The organism is Anaerococcus provencensis (assembly GCF_000312365.2).
Lineage (GTDB): Bacteria > Bacillota > Clostridia > Tissierellales > Peptoniphilaceae > Anaerococcus > Anaerococcus provencensis.
In genome coordinates this window covers 98,746-124,269 of the sequence record NZ_HG003690.1, presented here as the reverse complement: position 1 = coordinate 124,269, position 25,524 = coordinate 98,746, and the positions used below count along the sequence as shown (strand labels likewise).

Genomic DNA, 25,524 nt, shown 5'->3' with positions numbered 1-25,524 from the left:
AGACTCTATGGGAATTTTTATTGCAGGATATTTTTTATTAATCCTTTCTGGAATAGTTTTCTACTATCTCATCACTACCTACTCTGTAAAAATCTCAGCATTTTTGATTGATTTTATAGTTGTAGGTTTAGGATTTTATATATCCATAAAAGATAAACTAGATAACAAATTAGCTATTCCCATTTCAATTACAGTAGTAATAATTTATGGAATATTGCTAATTTTAATAAATCAAAAGCTACCAAAAATCAGTAAACTTTTAAACTATATAATTGCTTTCATAGGATCAGCAGTTGCCTTATGGTTGGCACTTGATTTTATAACAAACACCCTAGCCGCTTTTAAAATAATCGGTCAAACTTATCATCAATTACCAATAACAAAAAGTATGATGATAAATTCCTTTATACATTATGTAATTGTATTCTTAATTAGTATTCCAGTGTTTAAAGGTAGAATGAAATTTATACTTGGAGGGACTTATGAGTAAAGAAATGGATAAAAATAAAGACGAAAATCAAGAAAAAAAAGAACTTCAAATTAGGTCATCTGCTGCTGAATACTTGACTTTTATTGCAGCAAATGGTGATGATCAAGAAGCTATCGAAATTAGATATGAAGATGAAAATATTTGGCTTACTCAAAAGATGATGGCAGCTCTTTATGATGTTAGTGTCGCCACAATAAATGAACATCTAAAAAAAATCTATGCTGATAGTGAGTTACAAGAAGAAGCAACTATTAGGAATTTCCTAATAGTTCAAAAAGAAGGTTCTAGAAATGTTTCAAGGGAAACAAAACACTATAACCTACAAGCAATTATTGCAGTAGGGTTTAAAGTAAATAACGAACGTGCCGTCCAATTTAGAAAATGGGCAAACCAAATTGTAAAAGATTTTACAATTAAAGGGTGGGCAATGGATGATGAAAGGCTCAAGAATTCTGGTACAAAACTTACCAAGGATTATTTCGAAAAATTACTTGTAAAAATTCGTGAAATTAGATTATCTGAGAGAAGATTCTATCAAAAAATCACAGATATTTATGCTACATCTTTAGACTATGACCCATCTGCAAAAGCAACAAAAAGGTTTTTTGCAGCTATTCAAAATAAATTACACTATGCAATTCATGGAAAAACTGCAGCCGAATTAATTGTAGATAGAGCCAATCACAAAACTAAAAATATGGGACTTACTACTTGGGAAGGCTCTCCAGATTCAAAAATTCATAAATATGATGTAGTCGTTGCAAAAAATTATCTAAACGAAGAAGAATTAAATCAAATGCAAAGAATTGTTTCATCATATTTGGACATGGCAGAACTACAAGCAGAAAGACATATCCCTATGACTATGGAAGATTGGGAAAAAAGATTAAATGGATTTTTACAATTATGGGATAAAGAAATTCTAAACGATGCAGGAAAAGTCTCTGCAGCTCTTGCTAAAAAGCACGCAGAGAGTGAGTTTGAAAAATATAGAATTATACAAGATAGACTCTACAAAAGTGATTTTGATAAATTCTTGGAATTAGAAGATGATACTAAAAAATTAGAAGAATAACTTAATATACGCTTAACGCTTGTAAGGGGCGGAAATGTAAATAATTTTGTGTATCAACCTAAATCCTGATTAAAGGGTAAGGGTTGATACATTTTTTATTCTTAATCTTCATTTGTGTGGCTACAACTTATTCTACATCAACATTTTTATCTTCTAAATTATCTTCAAAATTCCCGTCATGATCTAATGATGAAAAAAAAGAGCAAGTGGTTTTTCTTGTTCACCTGCTCTAAATACTTTTCGTGTTCTTTTTCTAATAGTAATTGTATTTAATTTTTTAACTGAGTTATCTAACTTGTAAACAGCGTAAACCAAAGAAAAAAGGTAAATTTACTTTAATTATATTTATTTGCATATTTCCCTCCATTCTTTTAAATAAACCTACTTATTATTCATTACTTGAATTTTTCAAACTAATTTTATCCATCCTATTTAATTCCCCAAACATCATTACTACACCAGCTATTATCATAATTAAATCTACAAGGGGTTCTGCAAACCATACTGCTTTAACTCCAAATATCATTGGTAAAATAATCATGGCAGGTACGAATAAAAATAACTGTCTTAGCATTACTATTATGCCGGCTTTTTTAGCGTTTCCTATTGATTGGAAGAATGTTATAGTCATTACCATTACTCCATATAGGATAAAGATAGAATAAAATAGTCTAAAGTTTCCTATTCCCTGAGTTATAATACTTTCTTCTACTCCAAATAAAGACAGAATATTCTTTGAAAATGCTAATGCTGGTATCCAAAATATTGATGCAAGAACTAATCCTCCGATAGAAAATACTTTCATAGCTTCTTTTACTCTGTCGTATTTTTTCGCTCCAAAATTTGTACCAACTACAGGTTGTAAACCTTGACTCATTCCCCAAAGTGGAATGAATGAAAAGGCATATATTCTAAGTGTTGCTGCCATCAAGATAGCATTTGTATCTCCGCCATATTTAAATGACATTTTATATAGCATTGTTTGTTGAATCATAAATAAAATTTGCATCATCATAGCAGATGACCCTACGCCAAACATTTCTTTTTTTATTTCCTGATCAGGTTTGATTTTATTTATTTTTACTGCTTTACTTTTATATTTGAAGTAATGGAGTGTTATTATCGCTTGAACAAATTGTGCTGTAATAGTTGCAAGTGCAGCCCCTTCTATTGCGTATTTTCCCATTAATTTCATTAGAATGGGATCAAGAATTATGTTTAAAAAAGCCCCTAGCCCCATAATGAGCATTGCTTTTTTCATTAATCCTTCTCCACGCATAACCATGTTTGCTGATTGAGTAAAGTTTACAAATAAAGAACCAATGAAAATTACTCGTAAATATCTGATACCATATTCTTTAATTTCTCCACTTGCTCCAACCATATCTAAAAAATGTGGTGCAAGTAAAATTCCGCCTATTGTAATAATTGATGAGAATAGAATAACCCAAAAGATTAAATTCCCCATAATTTTATCAACTGTTTTTTGGTCACCCTTTCCTATAGCTCTTGATAAAACTGATGCTGAACCTACACCTATGAGTGTAGATACTCCACTATTAAAAAAGGTAAGTGGCATAGCTACACCACAAGCTGTCATTGCAGTTTGTCCTATAATATTTCCTGCAAAAATTCCATCCATTAGTGGATAAAGACCTATTACTATCATTCCTATTACAGCAGGGACAGATAATTGAAAAAGTAAATCTATGGGTCTTTTTGTTAATAATTGTTCTTTCATATCTTGTTTCATAAAATCATCCTCTATTAAATTTTATTCAATTTTCCAACCAGTAGCTTTTTCTCTTTTCTCAATAAAACTCTTGTATATGTGTGATTTTTCCATAAGCTCTTTATGTTTACCAATACTTTCAATATTTCCTTTATCCATAACAACAATTTGATCAGCATTTTTAATAGTTTCAAGTTTATGTGCAATCACAATTACAGTTTTATCTTTTAACAAATTGTTTAAAGCAGTTATAAGTTGTTGTTCATTTTCTGGATCTACACTTGAAGTAGCTTCGTCAAGAATAACAATTCTGCTTGGTTTTAGCATAGCTCTTGCTATAGATATTCTCTGACGCTCTCCTCCAGATAAATTTGAACCACCCTCTTGTAAAACTGTGTCATAACCATCTGACAACTTCATAATAAATTCATGACACTGTGCTTGCTTAGCAACATTAATAACTTCCTCATCACTAGCTTCTGGATTTCCGAACTTAATGTTGTTTTTTATAGTGTCATCAAATAAATAGACGTCTTGAAAAACAAAAGTGAAATTAGATAACAGATTGTCATACCTAAAATCTTTTATGTTATTATCATCAATCAATATTTCTCCAGAATCTACATCCCAAAATCTAGCTATCAAATTACAAAGTGTTGTTTTTCCACTTCCAGAACCACCTACAATTGCTGTAGTCTTACCTTTTGGAATATCTAAATTTAAACAGTTAAATAAGTTTTGTTCGTCATATGAGAAGTCAACGTCCTTTAGATTTATATCTCCTTTTTCAAAGCTTGTTCTTGTGCCTTCTGAAATTGTTGGTAGATTCCTAAGTTTAGCAATTGAATCCAAGTTTTGTATAGCTATTCCTCTAACGTTTTGCATACTTCCAGCCATTTCAAAACCAGAAAAAACAATAAAACTAGACACTACAAGCATTACAGCTTTATAGTGATCAATTTCTCCTATACAAAATCTATAAATAGCTGAAAATATAATAAGACAAATCCCTAATTTAAATATAATTAGAAATATCAAAGCAGCAGGTGCTACAGTTTTTTCAACATTTATAAAGCCTCTTCTATTTTTATAAATCTCTCTGTCCAATTCTTTGGTCATTTCACCACTTTTTCCAAACGACTTAATGACGCTAATACCTTTGACATACTCTAAAGTAGATGCGTTTAGATTTATTTTTAACGCTTGTAATTTTTTAGTCAACTCATCTGATTTCTTTTGAAAGATAACATTGCATAACATTCCTAAGAATAAAGTTCCTAAAATTATAGAACCTGTAACTATATCAAACGGAATCATAAATATCGCCATTATTATAGTTTGAATTACTCCCACAAATAAAGTTTCTATTATATTAACTCCTACGGTTTCAAGTTCACCTATAACTGTGGTTAATCCGCCTGAAATGTTTCCAAGGCGATTACTGCTAAAATATCCCATATTCACTTTTTTTAGCTGATCACCTATATATAGCCTATTTTCTGCTCCCATATTGTAAGTTGCGATGTATTTATTTCTATCAGCCATATAACTAGATAATATTTTCCCTACTACACTTAGTAGAGCTATTGCAAATACGACATAGATGTCTTCTTGTGTAATATTTCTTCCTTCAAATATATTTTGAAATATTTTAAGTAAAAGCAACATTGTAGCTCCAAGGGATATTCCTTCAAATATACTTTTTAATACTTCAAAGAAAAACATCTTGCTAATTTTGGAAGATTCTTTTCCAGCGACCCAATATAACTTGTGAATTAATTCTTTCATTTACTCACCCCTATCGTTTGATAAACTTATGTGTGATTTCCACATTTTTGCATATGTTTCACTTTTTCCAAGAAGTTCTTTATGAGTTCCTTCTGCTTCAATTTCCCCATTGTTTAATACTATGATCTTATCGGCTCCTATTATTGTAGAAAGCCTATGAGCAATCATAATAACCGTTTTATTTTCAACTAATGCATCTATAGATTTTTGAATTTCAGCTTCATTATCTGGATCAGAATATGCTGTAGCTTCGTCTAATAAAACTATTGGGCTATCTTTAAGCAAAGCTCTTGCTATTGTAAGTCTTTGTCTCTCTCCTCCAGACAAGTTGCTCCCAGATTCTCCAATTATGGTTTCATATCCATTAGGAAGACTCATAATAAAGTCATGACAAGAAGCTTTTTTACAAGCGTCTTTTATCTCTTCAATACTAGCATTTTGATTTGCCATTCTCATATTATCTATAATACTTTTTCTAAATAGATAATTTTCTTGTGATACATAGGTTACAAGTTCCATGTTCTTTTCAAGAGAAACATCTTTAAGATTTACATTTCCTACGGATATTTTTCCTTTATTAATATTCCAATATCCCGCAATTAGCTTAGCAATAGTGGATTTTCCACCGCCAGAATAACCAACAATAGCTGTAAGTTTATTTTCTTTTGCACTAAAGGATAAGTTATCAAAAACTTTTTTCTTATCATTATAGGCAAAACATACATTTTCAAAATTAATATCGTATGATCTTATTTTTTCCTCTCCATTACCTCGTTCTAACTCTGGTAACTCCATAACATTTTTTATTTCATCTATTACAACTCTTACATTCGCCATAGTATCCATATGACTCATAGCTTTAATCAAAGGTTTGTAGCAGGCATAAGATAATAAAACACACATTATTAGATTGCCTACTTCAATACTTCCATTCATATACAAGTATAAAGAAGTTGGTAAAACAAATAATAAAGTTGATGGTAAAACTTCCATTGCTGCTGTCATATAGAAACAAACACTTAAATACCAATTTAGCATACTGTCTCTATTACTATTTACAGCATCTACAAATTTTCCATATGATGATGCAGATTTATTGAATGCCTTTATAACTTGAATACCTCTAATATATTCAACAGCTGTTGTATTCATGTTTTTTGCGGCTTCTTGATAATTTCGTGATTTTTCTTCATATCCACCCATCATTAGAATTGAAAATAACACCCCTAGTGGTAATGTAATAAGATTTGCAATTCCAATCCTCCAATCCATTATAAAAATAATAACTACTAAAGCGATTGGAATGATAAGATTAGCTATTACTTCAGGAATAACATGAGCTATCGGTTGCTCAATTTTATTCAAAGTTTCTACCATAAACTGAGTCCATTCTCCACTAGATCGTTTTTCAATCTCTCCCATTGATAATCTATTAATTTTTCTTACAAGTTTCTTCCTCTCATCCTCTATTATGCGAAATGCTAAATTGTGAGAAATTAAAGTTGAAATCTCATGGAAAATAACACTTCCTATTAACCCACCTAAAATAAGCAAAATTGGTCTTATATAGAATTCTAAATCTGTATTACTAATTGCTATATTTTGAGTAATCTTAGCTAAAGCAAAATATGGTACAACACTACAAAAAACACCAATTACTGCAATAATAACTGATGATAAAATTTGTCCTATATGCTTTTTTAAAACTTCCATTACGCACCTCCTAAATTATTTAGCCTCCATAGCTCTTAACAGCTGTCCTATATTATCAATATAAAAATCTTCTGTTATTATCCCATTCTCTAGTTTTACAAGTCTATCACACGTCTTTGCTATAAATTCAATATCATGAGAAATTATCAAAAATTTTGTTCCTTTTTTTTGTTCCTCTTTGATTAATCTCCCCACCTTATCCATACTCCTGAAATCAAGCCCTGATGTCGGCTCATCCAATATAATAAAAGGAATTTCTCTTAACATAGCTACGCATAGAACCAACCTCTGTTTTTGACCACCTGATAAAGTTGCTGGATGCTTCTCTCTTATATCAAATAAGCCAACTTTTTTTAAAAGTTCCTCTGCTTTCGTGATATAATCTTCTCTATTTTTTAACCCAGTTAATAATTCATCCATCAAATCTTCCCCAAATAATTGAGAGTCTAAATCTTGAGGAATATACCACACTTTGCTTAACCTCATCTTTTTATTAGCTTTGAGTCCATTTATCTTTATTTCTCCATCAGTCTGATTTTGAATCCCAGAATAAATTTTACCGAGTGTACTTTTACCTGTTCCATTTATTCCTACTAAAGCAATAGTCTCATTGCTATCAAATTTAAGTGACACATCTTTTAGTACAAAATTATTTTTATATTTTTTACTAATATTTTTCACCTCAAAATCAAAAGAATTGTCACTACTAATTTCTTTTTCTTTAACTTTGTGCTCATCTACAACAATATCATCAAGATTAATTGAGCGTAAGCCCAATGCATTTAAGTCTTTTGAACTAATTTTTTCAAATTCTTCTGCTTTATAACTATTTGTTAAAGATCCATTTTGTATCAATAAATACCTATCAGCTATTCCTTTTAAATAAAATAACCTATGCTCAACAATTACTATAGTTTTCCCTTCGTTTTTTAAGTCCATTATAAGTTTTGAAAATTTATATATTGATTTCAAATCAAGATTTGCAGATGGTTCATCAAATACATATATAGATGGTTCGATAGCTCTCGCTGAACAAATTGCTACTTTTTGCCTAATTCCATAGGATAAATTGTATATCCTATTATTTAACAATTTATCAATATTCATTTTCTCACTTGATTCATTTACTCTTCTTATTATTTCATCACGCTTATATCCCAAATTTTCCGGTCCAAATGCAATTTCTCCATTAACTTCATTGGCAAAAAATTGGCTTCTAGGATCTTGAAATACATTACCGACTAACTTTGCTATCTCCCATGATTTTAAATTTCTGATAGATTTGCCATCAATAAATACTTCTCCATCTAAATTTCCTTCGTAAAAATTTGGAATTAATCCATTTATAGCCCTTGTCAAAGTAGACTTGCCACATCCCGACTCCCCTATAATTACACAACATTCACCATCTTTAATGTCTAAATTTATATCTTTCAACTGTTCATCTTTATTGCTATTATATGAAAAAGATAATTTCCTAATTTCCAGTTTATTATTCAATGATGCACCTCTCATATAAGACATAATATAAATAAAACAAAGCTTGCAGTTATTATAATTATGTCTAATTTACACAACTTGTTACTATAATATGAATCCCTTTTTATTGGGTTTTCAATTCCTCTAACAATCGCTGCTGCTGATAATTCATCTCCTACTTTTATAGAACGAAAAATTAAAGGAACTATAGCATATTCAAGAGTCCTCAAAGGATTTGATAAAATATGAAAAAAGTTACCTGTAAATCCCCTTACTTTCATAGCTTCTTTTATTGTTCTAAATTCCCCAGCAATTGTTGGTACAAATCGAATAATTACCGTTAATATAAGTACAAAATTTCGTGGCAACATTAATTTGTGAAATATTGAAATTAATTTTCCTGATGGTATCTTAAAAGTTAAAAATCCTGCCATGATTGGAACTATGAATTTATACAACATTCCCAAAAGCATTGGTGAAATTATAACTACACCACTAGGTATCATTTTTAATAACCAAAATGTAGTAAAACTATATATCATAAAATAAATTATGCTCTGTTTGATAAAACCAAAATATGCTAAAAGCATACAAAGCCATCCTACAAACAGAGCATGCATATAGTAACTTTTTGTAAATATTGACACCATACAGGAAATAATAGTTAAAAAAAGACAAGTTATTCCACTTATTTTTTCTATTTTCATTTCCCATATATCTCCATTTACTCTAAAATACCCGCCTTTTTAAAGTGCTTTTTAAGAATTTTTTGTGCAAACAAAACACCTAAAGCAGATAATATAACGGTTATTGTTACACCTAATAATAGTAGTTTTGGTGAAGATACCAAATTATATTGCAATGTTAATGTCTTATCTGCAAACCCACTCTCTAAAGCTTGCTTTTGATAAGATTCCCAAGCTATCCAACATGGAACTCCTATTCCCATGAACATACCAGCACCATAAACACTCCAGCCAATCATATTTCTTATTGGATTTATATAAGTGTCTTTGCCTATCATTACTATTTCGCACAAAATAGCAAGTCCAATAAAATATGGAAGCATAAACACATAACCCATAGCTGCTGTGATAAGACCATAAATTAATATCCATATAAATAATAGCCCGTGTTTATTAAGTCTGTTAGCTGCTACTAAGTAGAAAATAGCTCCTATAAACATTTCAATTCCAGCAGTACCATAAATATATACAACCGGAACAGCAACCATACTCATTCCAATAACAATAGATATTGCATAAAATAAAGCAATCATAATAGCTACTGTTACTACATCTTTTGTAGTCATTTTTTTATTGTTCATAAAACACCTCCGTTAATTAATAAAATGTACATAGAATGTGTATAGAGAATATTTACAAAAAAATATCCATCTCAACTTTATTATAAAGTAAGATGGATATTTTCTTTATAACCTGACAGCTCTTTATTTGCTCTAAAAAGGTCAGATGGATTTTTTTCTATATTCTTGAGGAGTTTGCCCAAAATGTTTTTTGAATGACTCAGAAAATTTACTAGGATTCAAATATCCTGACAAATCAGAAATCTCTCCTATTGACATTAAGGGTTTATGAATTAATAATTTAGCAGCGGCTTCTAAACAATTTTCCCTAATAAAATTACCTATTGAGCTTCCAGTTATGTATATGAAACATCTCTTCAAACTGGATTCTGAAATAGCATATTTTTTTGATAAATCAGAAATAGAATATCTTTCAAAAGGATTATTTAGAATCGTCTTATATGATTCTACAGTTGCTTTATATACTGGTTCTGAAAAAGATGTTAACTTAAATGTATCTGAACTTTCAACTAAATTTAAAAATAATAACAACTCTATTGTTTTTATAATTGAATAAGAAAGTCTTATTCTAGAATCTACTCTATAAAGTTCACTAATAACATGGTCTATCTCATGACGTGAATGAATAATTAAAGCTGCACCATTTTTACATAAACGGTCTTTTATTTCTAACAAATCAATTTTTGCGTACGGAAAGTATTTATCAATAGATTTTTGTGCCTTTTCAATATCAATAAATATTGAAAGTCCCACATATTTTTTTGTTGGTATGCATGAATCTTCAAAAGGAACTTTACCTATTTCGATTACACTTAGATCGCCTTTACCTATCAGAGCGCGCTCATTATTTTCAAGTTTAAACTCATAACATCCCTCTAAACAATGATCTATTTCTAAAACCCCGCTTTTAGGATTTATTTTTTGATATGCTGTCTCCATATTTAGGATATTATAAGATAATTGAATACCTTCAAATAAATTGTAGCAGCGCATTTCGCCACAGCCAGTAGAATTTTCAATTGTATAAATTTTACATTCATCAGTAACCTTTTTTTCAGAAAACATATATCCTTCAAGGACATTTTCTATAATATCTTCATGATTTAATTCCAAAACTCTACCTCCTAATGCATCATAATAATCAATTAAATTATACCCAAAAATTAGTTTTTATACTAAAAATACACTATAGCATATTAACCGTACATCTATATTTTAAGCTTTTCTATTAGATACAAACATTTCAATTTTATGGTATAATGGTAGTAATTAAATAACAAGCTTAACGCTTATAACTTTAATAGCAAGCTTAACGCTTATAACTTTAATAGCAAGCACAGTAAGTGAGTACCCACTTACGAAAAATTGATGAAGCAGAACCTTTATGGACTGCTTCTTTTTTTTATCAATTTTACCTTGTTAGGGAGAACCCTAAGACCCCAATAATTTATGATAAGGAGATATACTATGGATAATAGAAAGAGAAATAATCAACTAAAAATATATTTAACAGATGAAGAAAAAGAAGTTTTTGAAAAGAAAATGAAACTTGCAAATTGCAAAACCATGTCCCACTTTCTTAGGAAATGTGTATTAGAAAAAGAAATTTATGTTGTAGATTTAGAACCATTTAGAAACTTACAATGGCTACTTTCAAATGCAACAAATAATATAAACCAGATTGCAAAAGCTACTAATACAACTGGTGTTATTTACAAAAATGAAATTGAATCAATGAATAAAGAGATAGAAAAATTATCAAAAGAAATATGGCAGATCCATTCCCTACTTCTTAACAAATCAAAAGAAAGTTCTGGTGATTAGTATGGCAATTACAAAAATACATCCTATAAAATCAACTCTAAATTTGGCAATAGATTACATTACTAGGAGTGAAAAAACTGATGAAAAAATCTTGGTATCTTCATTTAAATGTCATCCATCTACTGCTCATATTCAATTTATAAAAACACGAGAAGACAATGATACTAAAGGTACAGTTTTAGCTAGACATTTAATCCAATCTTTTCTACCAGGAGAGGTTGATCCTATAAAAGCTCACGAAATTGGAATGGAATTATGTAAGAAAATTTTAAAAGAAGATTATGAATTTGTTCTTGCAACTCATATAGATAGAGGGCATATCCATAACCATATTATTTTTAATAATGTTAACTACAAGACTGGTAAATGCTACCAATCCAACAAAAAAACTTACCATAAAATCAGATATCAAAGTGATGAGTTATGTAAAGAAAATAAGCTTTCAGTCATTGATGAATATTATGAAGCTTACAAAAGAAAATATAAAACTGCTGGTAAATCTTGGTATGAATTTGACCAAAGTAAGAAAGGAAATTCCTGGAAGTCTAAACTGCAATTTGATATAGATAGAATGATTAATAAGTCTAAATCTTGGGAAGAGTTTTTAGAAAATATGAAATCTCTTGATTATGAAATTAAGTATGGTAAACACATTGCTTTTCGTCATAAAGATAAGCAAAGATTTACAAGATCTAAGACTATCGGAGAAGATTATACCGAAGAAAATATAAAAGAAAGAATAGATTTAGCTATTAAAAACAAAGCTAATCCTATTAAAAAGCGTGTAGGAAATGTTATTGATATATCTACTAATAAAAAAGCACAATCCTCTAAAGGTTACGAAATCTGGGCAAGAAAACACAATATCAAAACTATGGCTGATTCAATAATTAAATTAAGAGAGCAAGGAATTAATTCAATCACACAACTCGATGATTTGATTAAAAAATCTGCTGATGATAGACAAGACTTGTTAGATAAAATAAAGAAAATTGAAACTGAGATGAAGAGTTTATCCCAAGATATGGAAAATATAAATACTATAAATAAGTATCGTGAAATATATAAATACCACAAGAAAAATCCTGACGATAAACAATTTGCAGAAGAATACTATAGTGAACTTTCGGTCTATAAAATAGCTGCTAAAGAAATTTTAGAAAAATATAAAAAGCTTCCAAATACAAAAGAAATATTAACCAAACTTGATGAATTGCAAGAAAAAAAGAACACCCTTATGCAAGAGTATTCTTTGAATAAAGAACAGTTTTCTGATCTTGTTCAGTATAGGAAAAATTATGAAAATTATTATGGAAAGGAAGTGGAGAGGTAACTACTTCCTTTCCGAGACTGTGCAAAATTTTTTACCAATCTTCTATTTCTTATTTTCAAGCCATTTCATATATTCCATCCGCTACCGTATTTAGAAACTCATAATCATGCGAAACAACAATTACAACTTTATTAGATTTTTTGGCTAATTCTTTTATAGCTTCTGACACAATTATCATATTTTTGAAATCTAAGCCACTTGTAGGCTCATCCAATATTATGATTTCTTTATCTGAAAGTAGAGCTAAAGCAATTGTTAACCTTTGTTTTTGTCCTCCTGAAAGCGACATCGGATGCTTATCTTTATATTTATCTAATCCAAGCCTATTTAGAACTATATCTACTTGATTTAATCTATCCTCAGGTAAATTTAATTCACATTCTTCTTTTACGCTTCGAGTGAATAATTGTGAATTAATGTCTTGTGTTACAAGGTATGTTTTTTTAATCTATCTTTATTATTTAAAAGTTTATTCTCAAAAAAAACATTTCCTATATTTTTCTTTATAAGCCCTGAAATGCACTTTAACAGACTAGTTTTTCCTATACCATTTTTCCCTATTATTCCTAAGACTTCTCCTCTATTTAAAGAAATATTAATATCTTTAAATATGAGATTTCCATTTATTGTATACGATAAATCTTCACATAAATACTCATCATTTTTATTAAATTCTTTTTTAAGAACTTCCAACTTAGGAGTGGATAAAGTTCTAATTTTGAGATTATTTTCTTTTTTTGAGTTAAATAATTTTACCTCTTCTTGTGTAAAACAATCCTTAATTATGCCTTCATCTATATAATATGCTTTATCAATTATGTCTTTTAAATAATATAATCGATGTTCTGCAACTATAATTGTCTTGCCTTCTTTTTTAAATATTTCAATATTATTTTTTATCGTTTCAATTGTATCCATATCAAGATTTGAAGATGGCTCATCCAATACGACAATATCTGTGTTTAATGCAAAAATAGATGCAAAAGCTAAAATTTGTTTTTCCCCACTCGACAATGAGAAGACATTTTTCCCTAATAATCTATCTATATTTAAATTATTAATAGTTTTTTTAAGCTCTTTTTTATTAACTCTGGATCAGTTCCCATATTTTCAAGACCAAATACAATTTCTCCCTCGACATCAGAATTAAAAAATTGAGATTTTGGATTTTGAAATATCGAACCAACTTTTTCTGAAATTTTATATTGTGATATATTTCTAGTAGATTCTCCCTCTATTAAAACTTCTCCAACAAAGTCAGTTTCTTCTTCAAAATGTGGTATAATTCCATTTATTAATTTAGTCAATGACGTTTTGCCTGAACCACTTAGCCCCATAAGAAGTATACATTCGCCTTTTTCAACATTTAAGTTGATCCCTTTTAATATTTTATATCCCGTTTTAGAGGTACAAGATACATCATTTATATTTACATAACCCATTCTAACTCACCTAAAATATAACCATAATTAAAACAACAAATAAAATAACTAATACATCATAAACAGTGAATTTAAAATCAATTATAGTTGTTTTTCTACCTGGATTCTCGACTCCTCGTGTTACAGCTGCCTTAGATAACTCTTCAGACATATCAATTGCAGAATTTATTATAGGTACAACAAATATATCCATGTTTTTAATCATACTAATTCCCCTAATCTTCATTGATTCTCTAACACAATGTATATCTTGTCTTAATGTGGGAAAATATCTATAAGTTATCATAAATGCTAAAATAAAATTTTCTGAGAATTTAAATTTTCTAAAAACTCCTGCAATTCCTCTTACGGTCACCGTTTTGTATAACAATGTTCCTGCCATTATGCAAGGAAAAATCTTCCTTGCATAAGAAACAGGTACAATAAATGTCGTTACAATCCACTTAGGTGAATAGGGAAAAACAAAATAATTTATTATTAAAAAAGTAATAAAAGTTAAATATACTTTTAATCCCGATTTAAAATTTCCGCAAACTGTCAAAATAATCAACAAATAGCTCATTAAAATTAATTCACTCGTTACAGGTCTACTTTTAAATAGAAATATATTTACTAATAAAAGCAATATTATTGATGTTCTAGGATCTAATTTTAATCGCTTGGACATTTCAATTTCTTGCCTCAAAATTTTTATATAAAAATGATTTTAAAATTCCACAAGATAATAGTCCAAAAACAAACGGTGTTACAATTAATACAATTAACATCGGTGTGTTAATAAAAGTCTTTAATATATTAACATAATCTACTGGCATCCCCATTTCAAGCATTTTTGATATGAATTCATCTTTTAGAATCCATACTTGTGCTGGAGAACCTATCATACCTAATGAAAAGAAAGCATAGGAAAGTGAATTCCATTTATAGCTATCATACTTTGATAGGTATCTTATCACTTCTGCCAAAATACTGGCAATTGCTAATGATGCAATTATTATTAAACTAAATTGACCAGTTAAATAGTATATTATAGCAACAATAGCTCCCATTATTATGACTGCTCCTGTTTTTTTTACTTTTTGAACCATAATCATATATGGTATAGATCCAACCAATGCTATAAAGCCAGGCATAAGTATCCACATTAATGGATGGAGACCTCCTAAAAGCATAAACCCAAAATTGATTGCAAAATATATTGCAGTAAATATTCCTATTGTAATAACATCTTTTCCCTTTAGTTTTTTATTATCCATTTTAACCTCCTAATAAATAAATTCTCCTGTCATTTTTGTTTTTCTCTTTATTTTCAATCATTTACATTCATATTTGAAAGAGCCTTTGCTTGCATTGCTAAACCTACCATTATCATAGTAAAATCTACAACTGGTTCTGCCCACCAAACAGCCCCTGCTCCAAATACTCTTGGTAATATAAGTAAGGCTGGAACAAGTAGTATTAACTGTCTTAGCATTACAATCATTCCAGCTTTTTTCCCATCCCCTATCGCTTGGAAAAAAGTTATTGTCATAATCATAATTCCATAAAGAATAAATACTGAATAGAATATTCTGAAGTTATTAACTCCGCTCGAAATTATATCCTGACTTACTTTAAATAAACCAAGTAACTGTTTTGAAAATACTTGTGCTGGTAACCAAAAAATTGCTGCAAGTACTGTTCCTCCTATAGAAAATATCTTCATAGTTTCCTTTACTCTATTGTATTGTTTTGCTCCAAAGTTTGTGCCAATAATCGGCTGTAACCCCTGACTCATTCCCCAAATTGGTATAAATGAAAACCCATAAAATCTCAAAGTTGCTGACATTAATATTGCATTTGGATCTCCACCATATTTAAAAGCTTGTTTATAAAGTAATGTTTGTTGAATCATAAGAAAAACTTGCATTATCATGGCTGAGAAACCTACTCCAAACATTTCAGTTGATATATCTTTTTCTTTTTTTATTTTCCCTATTTTTACATTTTCACTTTTATTCTTAAAATAATAAAGAGTAATGACAGCTTGAATTATTTGTGCTGTTACAGTGGCTATAGCTGCTCCCTCAATGGCATAATCACCCATTAATTTCATTAGTATTGGATCAAGAGCTATGTTGATAAAGGCACCAAGCCCCATGATACTCATTGCTCTTTTCATAAGCCCTTCACCACGCATAACCATATTGGCTGACTGAGCAAAGTTCACAAAAATTGAGCCTAGAAATATTATTCTTAAATACCTTATGCCTAATGCCTTTATTTCTCCTGTTGCTCCAATTAAATCTAAGAAATATGGTCCTAGAAGTATTCCTCCTATTGTTATAATCGTTGAAAAAAAGATAACCCAATAGATAAGATTTCCCATAAGTTTGTTTATAGTATCATTATCACCCTTTCCCATGGCTCTTGATAAAATGGATGCCGAACCTATCCCTATAAGCGTTGCAATCCCATTATTAAAAAATGTAAGTGGCATAGCTATTGAGCAAGCCGCCATAGCATTCTCGCCAATTATTTGTCCAGCAAATATTCCATCCATAAGTGGATATAGGCCTATAACTACCATCCCAATTACTGCTGGTATAGATAATTGAAACATTAAAGACAATGGCTTCTTGGTTAACAACTGTTCTTTGATGTTTTGTTTCATTTTTAATCCCCTCAATAAATAAATTCTTCTGCTAGTTTTGTTTTTTCTAATAAATTGTTATACAATTTTGATTCTTCTATCAGTTCTTTATGATTGCCTTGACTTTCCACATATCCATTTTCTATGACTATAATTTTGTCTACATTTTCAATAGATTTTAATCTATGGGATATAATAATAACGGTTTTATCCTTTATTAATTTATTCAAACTTTCTTGGATTTTCTTTTCATTGTCCACATCTAAACTTGCTGATATTTCATCTAATATAAGTATTGGTGCGTCCTTCAGAAAGGCTCTAGCTATAGAAAGTCTTTGTCTTTCACCACCAGAAAGCTCTGACCCATTTTCTCCTATAACTGTATCTAACCCATTAGGAAGTTTATTAATAAAATCCATACAATTTGCAAGGGTAGCTGCCTTTACAACTTCTTCATCGCTGGCATCTTTTTTACCTATACGAATATTTTCTAATATAGATGAGTTAAATAAAGTAACATCTTGAAAAACAATAGATATTTTCTTAAATAAAGAATCTGTGGAAATGTTTTTTATATCCTTTCCATCTATTAAAATTTGACCTTTATCATAATCATATAATCTTGATATTAATCTTAATATACTTGTCTTTCCAGAGCCAGAAGCTCCAACTAGAGCCGTTACCTCTCCCTGTTTCGCAGTAAAGCTAATGTCCTTTAAAACCTGATTATCATCATAAGAAAAAGCTACATTTTTAAAGACTATATCAAACATATTCAGTTCTACATCTTTACCCTCTTGAATTTTTGTTTCCTTAATCTCCCTAATCCTTTCAACACTTGGATCTATAGAGAACACTTCTAATAATCCTTCTTTTGATAAATCGAAAATATCTTTTATCTTTATGGCAGCCATTAAATAACCTAAGAGATATAAAATGTCAATCTCCCCAGATAGAATAAGGCTAATCCCAACAAAACTAACTACTGCAATACTTACAAAGCCAAGAGCAGAGGACAAACCCATTACAAAAAGAGAGCCTTGTTCAACTTTAAGATGTATTTTTTCACTTTCATCCATCTGCATATATAACGAAGACCTCACTTCATCGGATAAGTTAAAACTATTTATTTCTTGTTGAAGTTCAATGGTTTCTTGGAATTTTTCTGAGTTTTCTCTAAGTACCTTGTGATATTTCTTGTTTCCTTTTACCTGCGACTTTTTAGCAATAGGTATTAGTATAAAACTTAAAATAGTTGGGATCATTACTGCTAGCCCCATCTTAAAATTACCTATCATTAACATAATTCCAATTAGTGGGAAAAATAAAACCATTCCTCCTACTTTAGGAATTGAATGACTCATAGCGTGTTCTACTTTTTCCACATCTGCCATAATCGTTTGAGATATATCTGATAAATTATGTTTTGAAAAGTAGGATAGGGGAAGTTTTGATAGAGTTTCAGCAATATCTATTCTTAAATTAGCACTCTCTTCATAAGTTGTAGTATAAAGATCATCATATTCTTTGGCTAACAAAACATACATTATTACTAATGTAACAACAGAAACTCCAAAATATAAATAAGGGCTTTTAACATTTTTCAAAAGAAGCTCATCTGTTAACATCATTAAAATAAAGGCAGGAACCATATTAATACAGTAAACCAAGAAACTCGATATAGTAGATTTAGTGAGATCTTTAGCCCCTTTATCAGTCAGACAAAATCGTTTTTTATAAAATTTCCTCATCTTTAACCCTCCATTGATTTGCACTGTCATAAAGCTCTAATAATTCCTTATATTTTCCACTTTTTGAAATAAGTTCTTGATCACTGCCTCTTTCAATTATTTCTCCATTCTCTAAAACTAAAATTTCATCAACAGAACGAATACTACTCATCCTATGGGCAATCATAATAACTGTTTTATCTTTCATAAGGTTTTTAAAGGCCTTTTGAAGCTCATACTCATTGTCTGGATCAATAGAAGCACTCGCTTCATCCATAATTACAATTTTAGATTTCTTGAGCATGGCTCTCGCAATAGCAATTCTCTGTTTTTCTCCTCCTGATAAATAGACTCCTTTTGAGCCGATCATGGTATTCTCCCTTTCAGGAAACTTATTTAAAATAACATTACAACCTGCAAGTTCCATAGCCTTCATAACTTCTTCTCTACTTGCCTTTCTATTAGCAAGAGCAACATTTTCGTAAATAGATGTCTTAAAAAGTTTGCTATCCTGAAAAACAAAAGAAATTGTGTTTATTAGAGTATCCTTACTATAAGATTCTAAGGGTCTCTCTCCAATCTTTATACTGCCACTATCTACTTTGTAAAAACCAGATAATAGCTTTACAATAGTCGATTTACCTGATCCTGAATGACCCACCAAAGCATATTTTTTTCCTTCTTCTAATTTAAAAGATAAATTTTCTAATACTTTATTTCCATTGTAACCGAATGTTACATTATCAAACTCTATATTATAGTTTTTGAAATTAATATTCTCTCCATAAGACAATTTATCTTCATTCATCTTTTTATATAAATCTTCCAAAGTATCTACCGCATACCTAGCATTAAAGATGTTCATACTAGCCCACATAATTTTCATAAATGAAACCATCATTACTCCACTTAAAAACAAAATCATGAATAGTTCAACAATAAGCAAATTAGCATTATTAACTTTATTTATGGTAAAAACTAAAGGGATAGACAAAATTGTAATAATTCCAAAAAATATCCATTGATATAGTACATAAGGTTTTTTAGAACTAATTGAGTAATCAAGAGCATACTTAGAATAATCCTTAATCGCCCTATAAAGAGTTTTAAAAGACTCTACAGTAGCTCCGAATATTTTAACAACTTGCATTCCTCTGACATATTCAACTGTTTCACCACTTAAAATTTCTAAGGATTTTTGGTAGTATTCCATGAACTCTCCTCCACCCATCATGTTCTTTAAAATAAGAGCCCCTACTATTGTTAGTATAAGAATAACTAATCCCACTCTGCTACTAATAGAAAAGGCAAGTATTAAAGATAATACTGGAATTAAAAAAGCTTGAGAGTTATCTGGTATCATATGTGCTACTGCCGTATGAGTTTTAGCTGCATTGTCATCAATAGTTTTTCTTATAATTCCAGATGGGTTTAAATCATAAAAGCGAAAACTTGCTCCTGTAAGTCCATCTATACCTTTTTTTCTTAAATTAGTTTCTAAGCGAAATCCAAGTTTATGAGAAAAAAAGCCCGACAAAAAGTAAACTAATGCCCCTATCGTCAAATATAAGACAGCTTGAATGGACAAAGTCCTAGCTACTAATAAATCCCCTTCAAAAATGGAACTTCTTAAAAGTTTATACAGTAACGAATATCCGTACACCATTAAAAATGCAGATAGTGCTGATAAAAAAACTGCTATATATCCATTATGTTTTTCTTCAGGCACATAGGAAAAAAGCCTTTTATAAATTTTCATATTCCCCTCCTTAATATTCCTATTAGATTCAAATTTGCCTAGGAGATAATAATTATCATTGCGTTTTTATTATACATCAGTTATAATTACTAATACAATAGTTTTGAATTAATAAAGCTAATTGGAATATTGTCTAAAAGGGATAGTGTGTTATGACATATTATGATTTTGTAAAAGAATATATGAACGTAGATGAATGTAAAAATAATAAGAAATATTCAAGTGCAGGGCATACATTTTGTTGGAGTAAAGATGATTCAATTAATGCAGAAGGCCTATATTGGTTTTATGAAGGAAATGAATTTATTATTGATATCCACGATTTTTATATCAAAGAAGAAGTTATTCAAAATAGTACTTATAGTATGGAAAACTATGTTTCGATATGCTCTAGCTATATTGTAAGTGCAAACGGTGAAAAATTTAACCCTTATCAAACTTTGACGCCAAACTCCTTATATACTCTTGATTTTGACAATATAGAAGATGACTTTCTATTTTTATTACACGAGAATAGTTACTATCTCACTGTTTCTGTTGGATTTAAAAGAGAACTTTTAGAAAAGCACCTGTCATCCATTAATATCGATCTTGAATCCTTTTATAGGGCTTTACTTCAAACAAATCAAATAATACTTACAAAGTCATTGGAAAAAGTGGCAATGGAAATATTAAATTGTAAGATGGACGCTCCTGCCGCTGATTTTTTCTTTAAAGCCAAAGCAAATGAGTGGATAAGTATAGTAATCGATACCTACTTAAATAGAAAAAAATATAAAATTGAATCTGATGATAATAAAGCACTTGAAGATGTAGCCAGATTTTTAGATGATCATTTCGCCATGAATGTAAATCAGGAAACTCTTGAAAAAATATCTAAAATGAGCGGAACAAAATTAAAAAATTTGTTCAAAGAAAAATATGGTCAAAGCATTACAGAATACACCCAAAGAAAAAGAATGAATGTAGCTGAAACTCTTCTCTTAAATACCAAACTTCCTATAAAAGAAATTGCCGAATCTGTAGGATACACATCCCATAGCAAATTTTCCATTTATTACAAAAGATACAAGGGAAAACTTCCTAGTGAAGTCCGTAATTTAGTTTGCAAGGATCACAAGTTAAAATGCGATTATTGTGATTAAGTATTTTTTTACAAGCAATATTTTTGTATGAGTTTAAGTGGATATGCATATATGACCTAAATAAATTAGATTAAAAAATGAGCAAAAAATAAAGGCAGTCCGAAGACTGCCGATATTTATCTCTCTGTACCTTTGCTATGGTCTTTCTTATTTGACTTAGCTTTGTCATCTGTCTTAAAGCTTTTTATTTGCCCTAATATTGACTTTTTATCCTTGTATTGACTCTTTACTTGCTCTTTTGCTTTTAAGAGCTTAGAAGAGAAAATACGAACATTCTTGTGTTCTTTCCCATTTTTATCAATGCTTGTTTTTACTTGTCCGAAGATTTTAACAAAATCTCCTTGTTTTAAGTTTTCCAAATCTTTTGTCTTATCTCCATAGGCTGAACAATTGGTATATACTTTATTCCCATCATCATCTTTTGAAACAATTGAAAAGTTACTTACTTTAAACTTTTCTCCATTGGCATTCTCTCTTTCCAAGTTTTCTACTTTACCAGCTATATTACCCACGAGATTTATAAGATCATCTTTTTCTTCAAGTTCATTGGTATTTTCAACAATCTTACCTTGTTCTTTCATATCATCAATCATATAGTCAAAGTCATCATTTAATAGACCTGTTGTGTCTTTGATCATAAATAAAACGTATACTTCTTCAAGTGCTTTTTCATCATTAACACCTTTTTCTATGCTCACAAGTGCTTTTATAAAGTCCTTGTAATTATCATTCATCATTTCTTCTAAGTTTTCTCTAATATCTTTGTATTCCATAATTTCCTCCTTGTACTAAATAAGGAGGAAATTCTTGGAAGTCTAAACTGCAATTTGATATAGATAGAATGATTAATAAGTCTAAATCTTGGGAAGAGTTTTTAGAAAATATGAAATCTCTTGATTATGAAATTAAGTTTGGTAAACATATTGCTTTTCGTCATAAAGATAAGCAAAGATTTACAAGGGCAAAGACTATCGGAGAAGATTATACTGAAGAAAAAATCAAAGAAAGAATAGATTTAGCAATTAAAAATAAAACTAATCCTATTAAAAAACGTGTAGGAAATGTTATTGATATATCTACAAATGAAAAAGCACAATCTTGTAAAGGCTATGAAGTTTGGGCAAGAAAACACAATATCAAAACAATGTCTGATTCAATAATTAAATTAAGAGAACAAGGCATTAAATCAATTACCCAACTCGATGACCTGATCAAAAAATCTGCTGATGATAGACAAGACTTGTTAGATAAAATAAAGAAAATTGAAACTGAAATGAAGAGTTTATCCCAAGATATGGAAAATATAAATACTATAAATAAGTATCGTGAAATATATAAATACCACAAGAAAAATCCTGAGGACAAACAATTTGCAGAAGAATATTATAGCGAACTTTCCGTCTACAAAATAGCTGCTAAAGAAATTTTAGAAAACTATAAAAAACTGCCAAACACAAAAGAAATACTATCAAACCTCGATAAATTACAAGAAAAAAAGAACACCCTTATGCAAGAGTATTCTTCCTCAAAATCCACTATGGATGAGTTTTATAAGATACGAAAAAATTACGGAATTTATATGGATAAGGAGATGGAGAGATAGTGTCCTCTCCTCTCTTTAAAATTACTTTCAACTTATTTTTCCAACTATTTTCTTTTGCTAATTCTTTTCTTTTTGCCAACTTTCATGCCCTTTAATATTTTATATGAAATAAAGCAACAACCAAAATTTACAAGTACACTAATCGCAAATTCCAACATGGATGTTTCATACGCTCCTGACAAAATAAACACAGATGATATTGGATAAATGGCTCTTAAAATTTCCTTTGAGGCAAAAAATATTCCCACAAAAGAGTATATCTCAGCGATAATCAGAGCTATCCAGTAGCTCCTTTTAACAAGTCCAATAAGTGCAATAATTGGAGATATTACCATAAAAACGCTTATTCCAGTTAATACATATACAACAAAATAGTGAACTACTTCACTCATATTTACTGCGTGTAAATGCAATACCGCTTCTATAATTAAGGATGCCGTAAATAGTATTAAATAAACAAAAATACTACCTAATAGAGTAATTATCATTTTTGCAGTAATCATATTACTCTCGTCTATCGGTATTAGCCTTAATGATTTCAGTACATCTTCTTGTTCCTCACGACAAATAATATATCCTCCAAACAATGCTATCAAACTTGGCAAGACAAAATATGTGGTCAAAGAATGCACCTGTAAAATATACCATCCAAATGTGTCTATATACTTTTCCCCACTAAATGTAAATTGTCCTTGAAGAAAAACAACTCCCAAAGTCATTATGAGTGCAAATACAAGCAAAAATATCAATTTTGATCTGTGAAGTTTTTTATATTCAGCTAATAAAAGTGTCTTCATTTACCATCCTCTCCTTTTCAATAATAATTTTGTAACTATTGTAAATCCGACGACCCATATCCCTATACAAAGAAGAGAATAAAATATATTTATATCCTGATTTAATATTATTCCCGGGACATCCCTCAAAACAATTGCTGTAGAGCTTGATAATGGGTGTATATACATATTAACCATTAAAATTACAAATCCCGAAAAGGCATAAACAATCGTAATGCAAATCGGTAAAATGTATTTTTTTGTTAAAAATGCGATAGATAAAATAGGCAGCATGGAAACTGATAAAAGTCCACTAATCTCAAAACACTTTCTAATGAGAAAAATCAACAAAAAGTGATCCATCTCTATATGATGAATAATTCTTCCAAAAAGAAGTGTAAAGAGAATTGATAAACCCATAAAGACTAAAGTATATAAAAACACAATTATAAATTTGCTAATTAAAAGCTTCGTCTTTTGTATCGGAACAATCCATAATGCTTTAAAAGTGTCATTTTCATAATCCATAGACACAATCATTGTGGAAAATATTCCTAATATAATTGGTAAAATCAGCCATAAATTATAACTAAAGATTGTCCATTTGAAATATTTCATTGCATTGTCTGAAAGGTCTATATTCCCAAAGTATATAGTGGCAAGCAATGGCATTAAGAGTGTTGCCAGAAACATCATCCAAACAATCTTTTTCCTTTTCAATTTAAGAAACTCTACTTTAACTAAATTAAGCAATTCCCTCTCCTCCGGTTATCTTCTTGAAGTAATCTTCCAAAGAATCATTACAGGTTTGTGATGAAGCCACCGATATTCCATTCATAACTAATGACTTATTAATTTTTGCCATATCTAATCCGTGACTATATATCTTTACATGATTATTATCTTCAACAGAATAGTTGGTTATTCCGAACTCTTTTTCCAACACAATAGTCGTCTTTGATACATCAGACACTTCCAACATAATATACTTTCTATTTTTTTTATTTAATTCTTCCATGCTGCTTTCTTCTAAAAGAACCCCTTTATCTATAATGCCAACTGTATCAGCGAGAAGTGTTATTTCAGATAAAATATGACTGGAGATTAAAATTGTCTTTCCTTTTTTTATACTTAAATCTTTTATAAAATTTCTAACTTCCGCTATTCCAATGGGATCTAAGCCATTTGTCGGTTCATCTAAAATTAAAACCTCTGGATCATGTAAAATTGCATTAGCAATCCCAAGTCTCTGCTTCATTCCTAAAGAGTAATTTCCGAATAGTTTCTTATCTTTATGTGGTAAGCCAACTACTTCTAAAGCATTTTTTACCGCATCAGGGAAAGCCGTTCCTCTAAGCAGTGCAAATATTTCCAAATTCTCCGTCCCTGTAAGATTAGGATAAAATCCGGGTGTTTCAATAATCGCACCAATTCTTGGATAAATCTTTTTCTCATTACCTTTTATATTTTGGTTAAAAACACTTACTTCACCATTCGTAATATCAGTAAGTCCCAGTATCATCTTCATAATAGTGGTCTTTCCTGCTCCATTTCGTCCTAATAGCCCGTATATAGAACCTTTTTCAATGTGTAAATTTACCGAATTTACAGCCTTTTGTTCTCCATACACTTTTGTTAAATTCTTTGTTTCAATAATATAGTTTTTCATTTTCTTT

Annotated in this window: 24 protein-coding genes and 2 pseudogenes; 6 read left to right on the top strand and 20 right to left on the bottom strand. The window is 29.8% G+C overall.

All coding sequences use genetic code 11. From position 1 onward, the window contains the following. The first annotated feature begins 7 nt into the window (after window positions 1-7). Window positions 8-490 (top strand): hypothetical protein, encoded by a 483-nt coding sequence (locus tag BN38_RS09360; RefSeq protein WP_044567249.1) that lies wholly within the window; start codon window positions 8-10, stop codon window positions 488-490. Continuing rightward, complete coding sequence (locus tag BN38_RS09355; protein WP_044567247.1) at window positions 483-1,565, top strand: virulence RhuM family protein; 1,083 nt, start codon at window positions 483-485, stop codon at window positions 1,563-1,565. The genes BN38_RS09360 and BN38_RS09355 overlap by 8 nt, the downstream gene beginning before the upstream one ends. 130 nt (window positions 1,566-1,695) lie before the next feature. Here BN38_RS09355 and BN38_RS11035 read toward each other — a convergent pair. From BN38_RS11035 to BN38_RS09320, 8 genes and pseudogenes are all read right to left on the bottom strand, one after another. Then, a pseudogene (locus BN38_RS11035) lies at window positions 1,696-1,819 on the bottom strand (sigma-70 family RNA polymerase sigma factor); the annotation flags it as partial. A 134-nt stretch (window positions 1,820-1,953) separates the two neighbouring features. Continuing rightward, window positions 1,954-3,318, bottom strand: a complete 1,365-nt coding sequence (locus tag BN38_RS09350) for an MATE family efflux transporter (RefSeq protein WP_034546266.1) — start codon at window positions 3,316-3,318, stop codon at window positions 1,954-1,956. Between the two features lie 21 nt (window positions 3,319-3,339). Next, window positions 3,340-5,085 (bottom strand): ABC transporter ATP-binding protein, encoded by a 1,746-nt coding sequence (locus BN38_RS09345; RefSeq protein ID WP_044567243.1) that lies wholly within the window; start codon window positions 5,083-5,085, stop codon window positions 3,340-3,342. Then, complete coding sequence (locus BN38_RS09340; protein WP_007891092.1) at window positions 5,086-6,798, bottom strand: ABC transporter ATP-binding protein; 1,713 nt, start codon at window positions 6,796-6,798, stop codon at window positions 5,086-5,088. A 15-nt stretch (window positions 6,799-6,813) separates the two neighbouring features. Beyond that, window positions 6,814-8,322 (bottom strand): ABC transporter ATP-binding protein, encoded by a 1,509-nt coding sequence (locus tag BN38_RS09335; RefSeq protein ID WP_044567229.1) that lies wholly within the window; start codon window positions 8,320-8,322, stop codon window positions 6,814-6,816. Next, window positions 8,310-8,984 carry an energy-coupling factor transporter transmembrane component T family protein gene (locus BN38_RS09330; protein WP_000687642.1) on the bottom strand — a complete coding sequence of 225 codons (675 nt, stop codon included), beginning with the start codon at window positions 8,982-8,984 and terminating at the stop codon, window positions 8,310-8,312. The genes BN38_RS09335 and BN38_RS09330 overlap by 13 nt, the downstream gene beginning before the upstream one ends. Before the next feature lie 17 nt (window positions 8,985-9,001). After that, window positions 9,002-9,604, bottom strand: a complete 603-nt coding sequence (locus BN38_RS09325; RefSeq protein WP_001060382.1) for an MptD family putative ECF transporter S component — start codon at window positions 9,602-9,604, stop codon at window positions 9,002-9,004. 141 nt (window positions 9,605-9,745) lie between these two features. Beyond that, window positions 9,746-10,717, bottom strand: a complete 972-nt coding sequence (locus BN38_RS09320) for a helix-turn-helix domain-containing protein (protein WP_044567226.1) — start codon at window positions 10,715-10,717, stop codon at window positions 9,746-9,748. A 354-nt stretch (window positions 10,718-11,071) separates the two neighbouring features. On the opposite strand from BN38_RS09320, the gene BN38_RS09315 reads away from it, so the two are divergent. Continuing rightward, complete coding sequence (locus BN38_RS09315; protein WP_044567223.1) at window positions 11,072-11,428, top strand: plasmid mobilization protein; 357 nt, start codon at window positions 11,072-11,074, stop codon at window positions 11,426-11,428. A gap of 1 nt (window position 11,429) precedes the next feature. Next, complete coding sequence (locus tag BN38_RS09310; RefSeq protein WP_044567221.1) at window positions 11,430-12,761, top strand: relaxase/mobilization nuclease domain-containing protein; 1,332 nt, start codon at window positions 11,430-11,432, stop codon at window positions 12,759-12,761. A gap of 55 nt (window positions 12,762-12,816) precedes the next feature. Here the strand turns inward: BN38_RS09310 and BN38_RS11550 are convergent, their stop codons facing one another. The 8 genes from BN38_RS11550 to BN38_RS09270 are packed head-to-tail and all read right to left on the bottom strand — an operon-like array spanning window position 12,817 to window position 20,324. Next, window positions 12,817-13,179 (bottom strand): ATP-binding cassette domain-containing protein, encoded by a 363-nt coding sequence (locus tag BN38_RS11550; RefSeq protein ID WP_268257899.1) that lies wholly within the window; start codon window positions 13,177-13,179, stop codon window positions 12,817-12,819. Window positions 13,180-13,187: 8 nt separating this feature from the next. After that, on the bottom strand, window positions 13,188-13,808 hold the full coding sequence (locus tag BN38_RS11545; RefSeq protein ID WP_268257898.1) for an ATP-binding cassette domain-containing protein: 621 nt from the start codon (window positions 13,806-13,808) through the stop codon (window positions 13,188-13,190). 2 nt (window positions 13,809-13,810) lie between these two features. Beyond that, the gene (locus tag BN38_RS11540; protein ID WP_044567212.1) at window positions 13,811-14,203 is read right to left on the bottom strand and encodes an ATP-binding cassette domain-containing protein; all 393 of its coding nucleotides are present in this window, start codon (window positions 14,201-14,203) and stop codon (window positions 13,811-13,813) included. 10 nt (window positions 14,204-14,213) lie between these two features. After that, window positions 14,214-14,870, bottom strand: a complete 657-nt coding sequence (locus tag BN38_RS09290) for an energy-coupling factor transporter transmembrane component T (RefSeq protein ID WP_044567210.1) — start codon at window positions 14,868-14,870, stop codon at window positions 14,214-14,216. 1 nt (window position 14,871) lies between these two features. Continuing rightward, a complete protein-coding gene (locus tag BN38_RS09285; RefSeq protein WP_044567207.1) occupies window positions 14,872-15,459 on the bottom strand; it encodes an MptD family putative ECF transporter S component in 588 nt (195 codons plus the stop codon). Between the two features lie 53 nt (window positions 15,460-15,512). Next, a complete protein-coding gene (locus BN38_RS09280) occupies window positions 15,513-16,856 on the bottom strand; it encodes an MATE family efflux transporter (protein ID WP_044567202.1) in 1,344 nt (447 codons plus the stop codon). Between the two features lie 11 nt (window positions 16,857-16,867). Continuing rightward, window positions 16,868-18,586: an ABC transporter ATP-binding protein gene (locus tag BN38_RS09275; RefSeq protein ID WP_217269817.1), complete on the bottom strand. Its 1,719-nt coding sequence runs from the start codon at window positions 18,584-18,586 to the stop codon at window positions 16,868-16,870. Further along, window positions 18,570-20,324, bottom strand: coding sequence for an ABC transporter ATP-binding protein (locus BN38_RS09270; RefSeq protein WP_044567198.1), 1,755 nt, complete (start codon window positions 20,322-20,324; stop codon window positions 18,570-18,572). The genes BN38_RS09275 and BN38_RS09270 overlap by 17 nt, the downstream gene beginning before the upstream one ends. A 152-nt stretch (window positions 20,325-20,476) precedes the next feature. Here BN38_RS09270 and BN38_RS09265 point away from each other — a divergent pair, with 152 nt between their 5' ends. Next, entirely contained in the window at window positions 20,477-21,469 is a 993-nt protein-coding gene (locus BN38_RS09265; RefSeq protein ID WP_044567196.1) for a helix-turn-helix domain-containing protein, read from the top strand. A 116-nt stretch (window positions 21,470-21,585) separates the two neighbouring features. On the opposite strand, the gene BN38_RS09260 is transcribed toward BN38_RS09265, so the two are convergent. After that, on the bottom strand, window positions 21,586-22,242 hold the full coding sequence (locus BN38_RS09260; protein WP_044567195.1) for a hypothetical protein: 657 nt from the start codon (window positions 22,240-22,242) through the stop codon (window positions 21,586-21,588). A gap of 26 nt (window positions 22,243-22,268) precedes the next feature. On the opposite strand from BN38_RS09260, the pseudogene BN38_RS09255 reads away from it, so the two are divergent. Continuing rightward, window positions 22,269-23,072: pseudogene (locus BN38_RS09255) on the top strand (relaxase/mobilization nuclease domain-containing protein); the annotation flags it as partial. Between the two features lie 44 nt (window positions 23,073-23,116). Here the strand turns inward: BN38_RS09255 and BN38_RS09250 are convergent. The 3 genes from BN38_RS09250 to BN38_RS09240 are packed head-to-tail and all read right to left on the bottom strand — an operon-like array spanning window position 23,117 to window position 25,517. Next, window positions 23,117-23,869 carry an ABC transporter permease gene (locus tag BN38_RS09250; protein WP_016648532.1) on the bottom strand — a complete coding sequence of 251 codons (753 nt, stop codon included), beginning with the start codon at window positions 23,867-23,869 and terminating at the stop codon, window positions 23,117-23,119. Next, window positions 23,870-24,601, bottom strand: coding sequence for an ABC transporter permease (locus BN38_RS09245; protein WP_044567192.1), 732 nt, complete (start codon window positions 24,599-24,601; stop codon window positions 23,870-23,872). Beyond that, window positions 24,594-25,517, bottom strand: a complete 924-nt coding sequence (locus tag BN38_RS09240) for an ABC transporter ATP-binding protein (RefSeq protein WP_016648533.1) — start codon at window positions 25,515-25,517, stop codon at window positions 24,594-24,596. The genes BN38_RS09245 and BN38_RS09240 overlap by 8 nt, the downstream gene beginning before the upstream one ends. Window positions 25,518-25,524 lie beyond the last annotated feature (7 nt).

What these genes read in the sequence shown, in the direction of transcription:
- BN38_RS09360 (WP_044567249.1), top strand. Translation starts at nt 8, where the DNA reads ATGGGAATTTTTATTGCAGGATATTTTTTATTAATCCTTTCTGGAATA.
- BN38_RS09355 (WP_044567247.1), top strand. Translation starts at nt 483, where the DNA reads ATGAGTAAAGAAATGGATAAAAATAAAGACGAAAATCAAGAAAAAAAA.
- BN38_RS09350 (WP_034546266.1), bottom strand. Translation starts at nt 3,318, where the DNA reads ATGAAACAAGATATGAAAGAACAATTATTAACAAAAAGACCCATAGAT.
- BN38_RS09345 (WP_044567243.1), bottom strand. Translation starts at nt 5,085, where the DNA reads ATGAAAGAATTAATTCACAAGTTATATTGGGTCGCTGGAAAAGAATCT.
- BN38_RS09340 (WP_007891092.1), bottom strand. Translation starts at nt 6,798, where the DNA reads ATGGAAGTTTTAAAAAAGCATATAGGACAAATTTTATCATCAGTTATT.
- BN38_RS09335 (WP_044567229.1), bottom strand. Translation starts at nt 8,322, where the DNA reads ATGTCTTATATGAGAGGTGCATCATTGAATAATAAACTGGAAATTAGG.
- BN38_RS09330 (WP_000687642.1), bottom strand. Translation starts at nt 8,984, where the DNA reads ATGAAAATAGAAAAAATAAGTGGAATAACTTGTCTTTTTTTAACTATT.
- BN38_RS09325 (WP_001060382.1), bottom strand. Translation starts at nt 9,604, where the DNA reads ATGAACAATAAAAAAATGACTACAAAAGATGTAGTAACAGTAGCTATT.
- BN38_RS09315 (WP_044567223.1), top strand. Translation starts at nt 11,072, where the DNA reads ATGGATAATAGAAAGAGAAATAATCAACTAAAAATATATTTAACAGAT.
- BN38_RS09310 (WP_044567221.1), top strand. Translation starts at nt 11,430, where the DNA reads ATGGCAATTACAAAAATACATCCTATAAAATCAACTCTAAATTTGGCA.
- BN38_RS11540 (WP_044567212.1), bottom strand. Translation starts at nt 14,203, where the DNA reads ATGGGTTATGTAAATATAAATGATGTATCTTGTACCTCTAAAACGGGA.
- BN38_RS09290 (WP_044567210.1), bottom strand. Translation starts at nt 14,870, where the DNA reads ATGTCCAAGCGATTAAAATTAGATCCTAGAACATCAATAATATTGCTT.
- BN38_RS09285 (WP_044567207.1), bottom strand. Translation starts at nt 15,459, where the DNA reads ATGGATAATAAAAAACTAAAGGGAAAAGATGTTATTACAATAGGAATA.
- BN38_RS09280 (WP_044567202.1), bottom strand. Translation starts at nt 16,856, where the DNA reads ATGAAACAAAACATCAAAGAACAGTTGTTAACCAAGAAGCCATTGTCT.
- BN38_RS09275 (WP_217269817.1), bottom strand. Translation starts at nt 18,586, where the DNA reads ATGAGGAAATTTTATAAAAAACGATTTTGTCTGACTGATAAAGGGGCT.
- BN38_RS09270 (WP_044567198.1), bottom strand. Translation starts at nt 20,324, where the DNA reads ATGAAAATTTATAAAAGGCTTTTTTCCTATGTGCCTGAAGAAAAACAT.
- BN38_RS09265 (WP_044567196.1), top strand. Translation starts at nt 20,477, where the DNA reads ATGACATATTATGATTTTGTAAAAGAATATATGAACGTAGATGAATGT.
- BN38_RS09260 (WP_044567195.1), bottom strand. Translation starts at nt 22,242, where the DNA reads ATGGAATACAAAGATATTAGAGAAAACTTAGAAGAAATGATGAATGAT.
- BN38_RS09250 (WP_016648532.1), bottom strand. Translation starts at nt 23,869, where the DNA reads ATGAAGACACTTTTATTAGCTGAATATAAAAAACTTCACAGATCAAAA.
- BN38_RS09240 (WP_016648533.1), bottom strand. Translation starts at nt 25,517, where the DNA reads ATGAAAAACTATATTATTGAAACAAAGAATTTAACAAAAGTGTATGGA.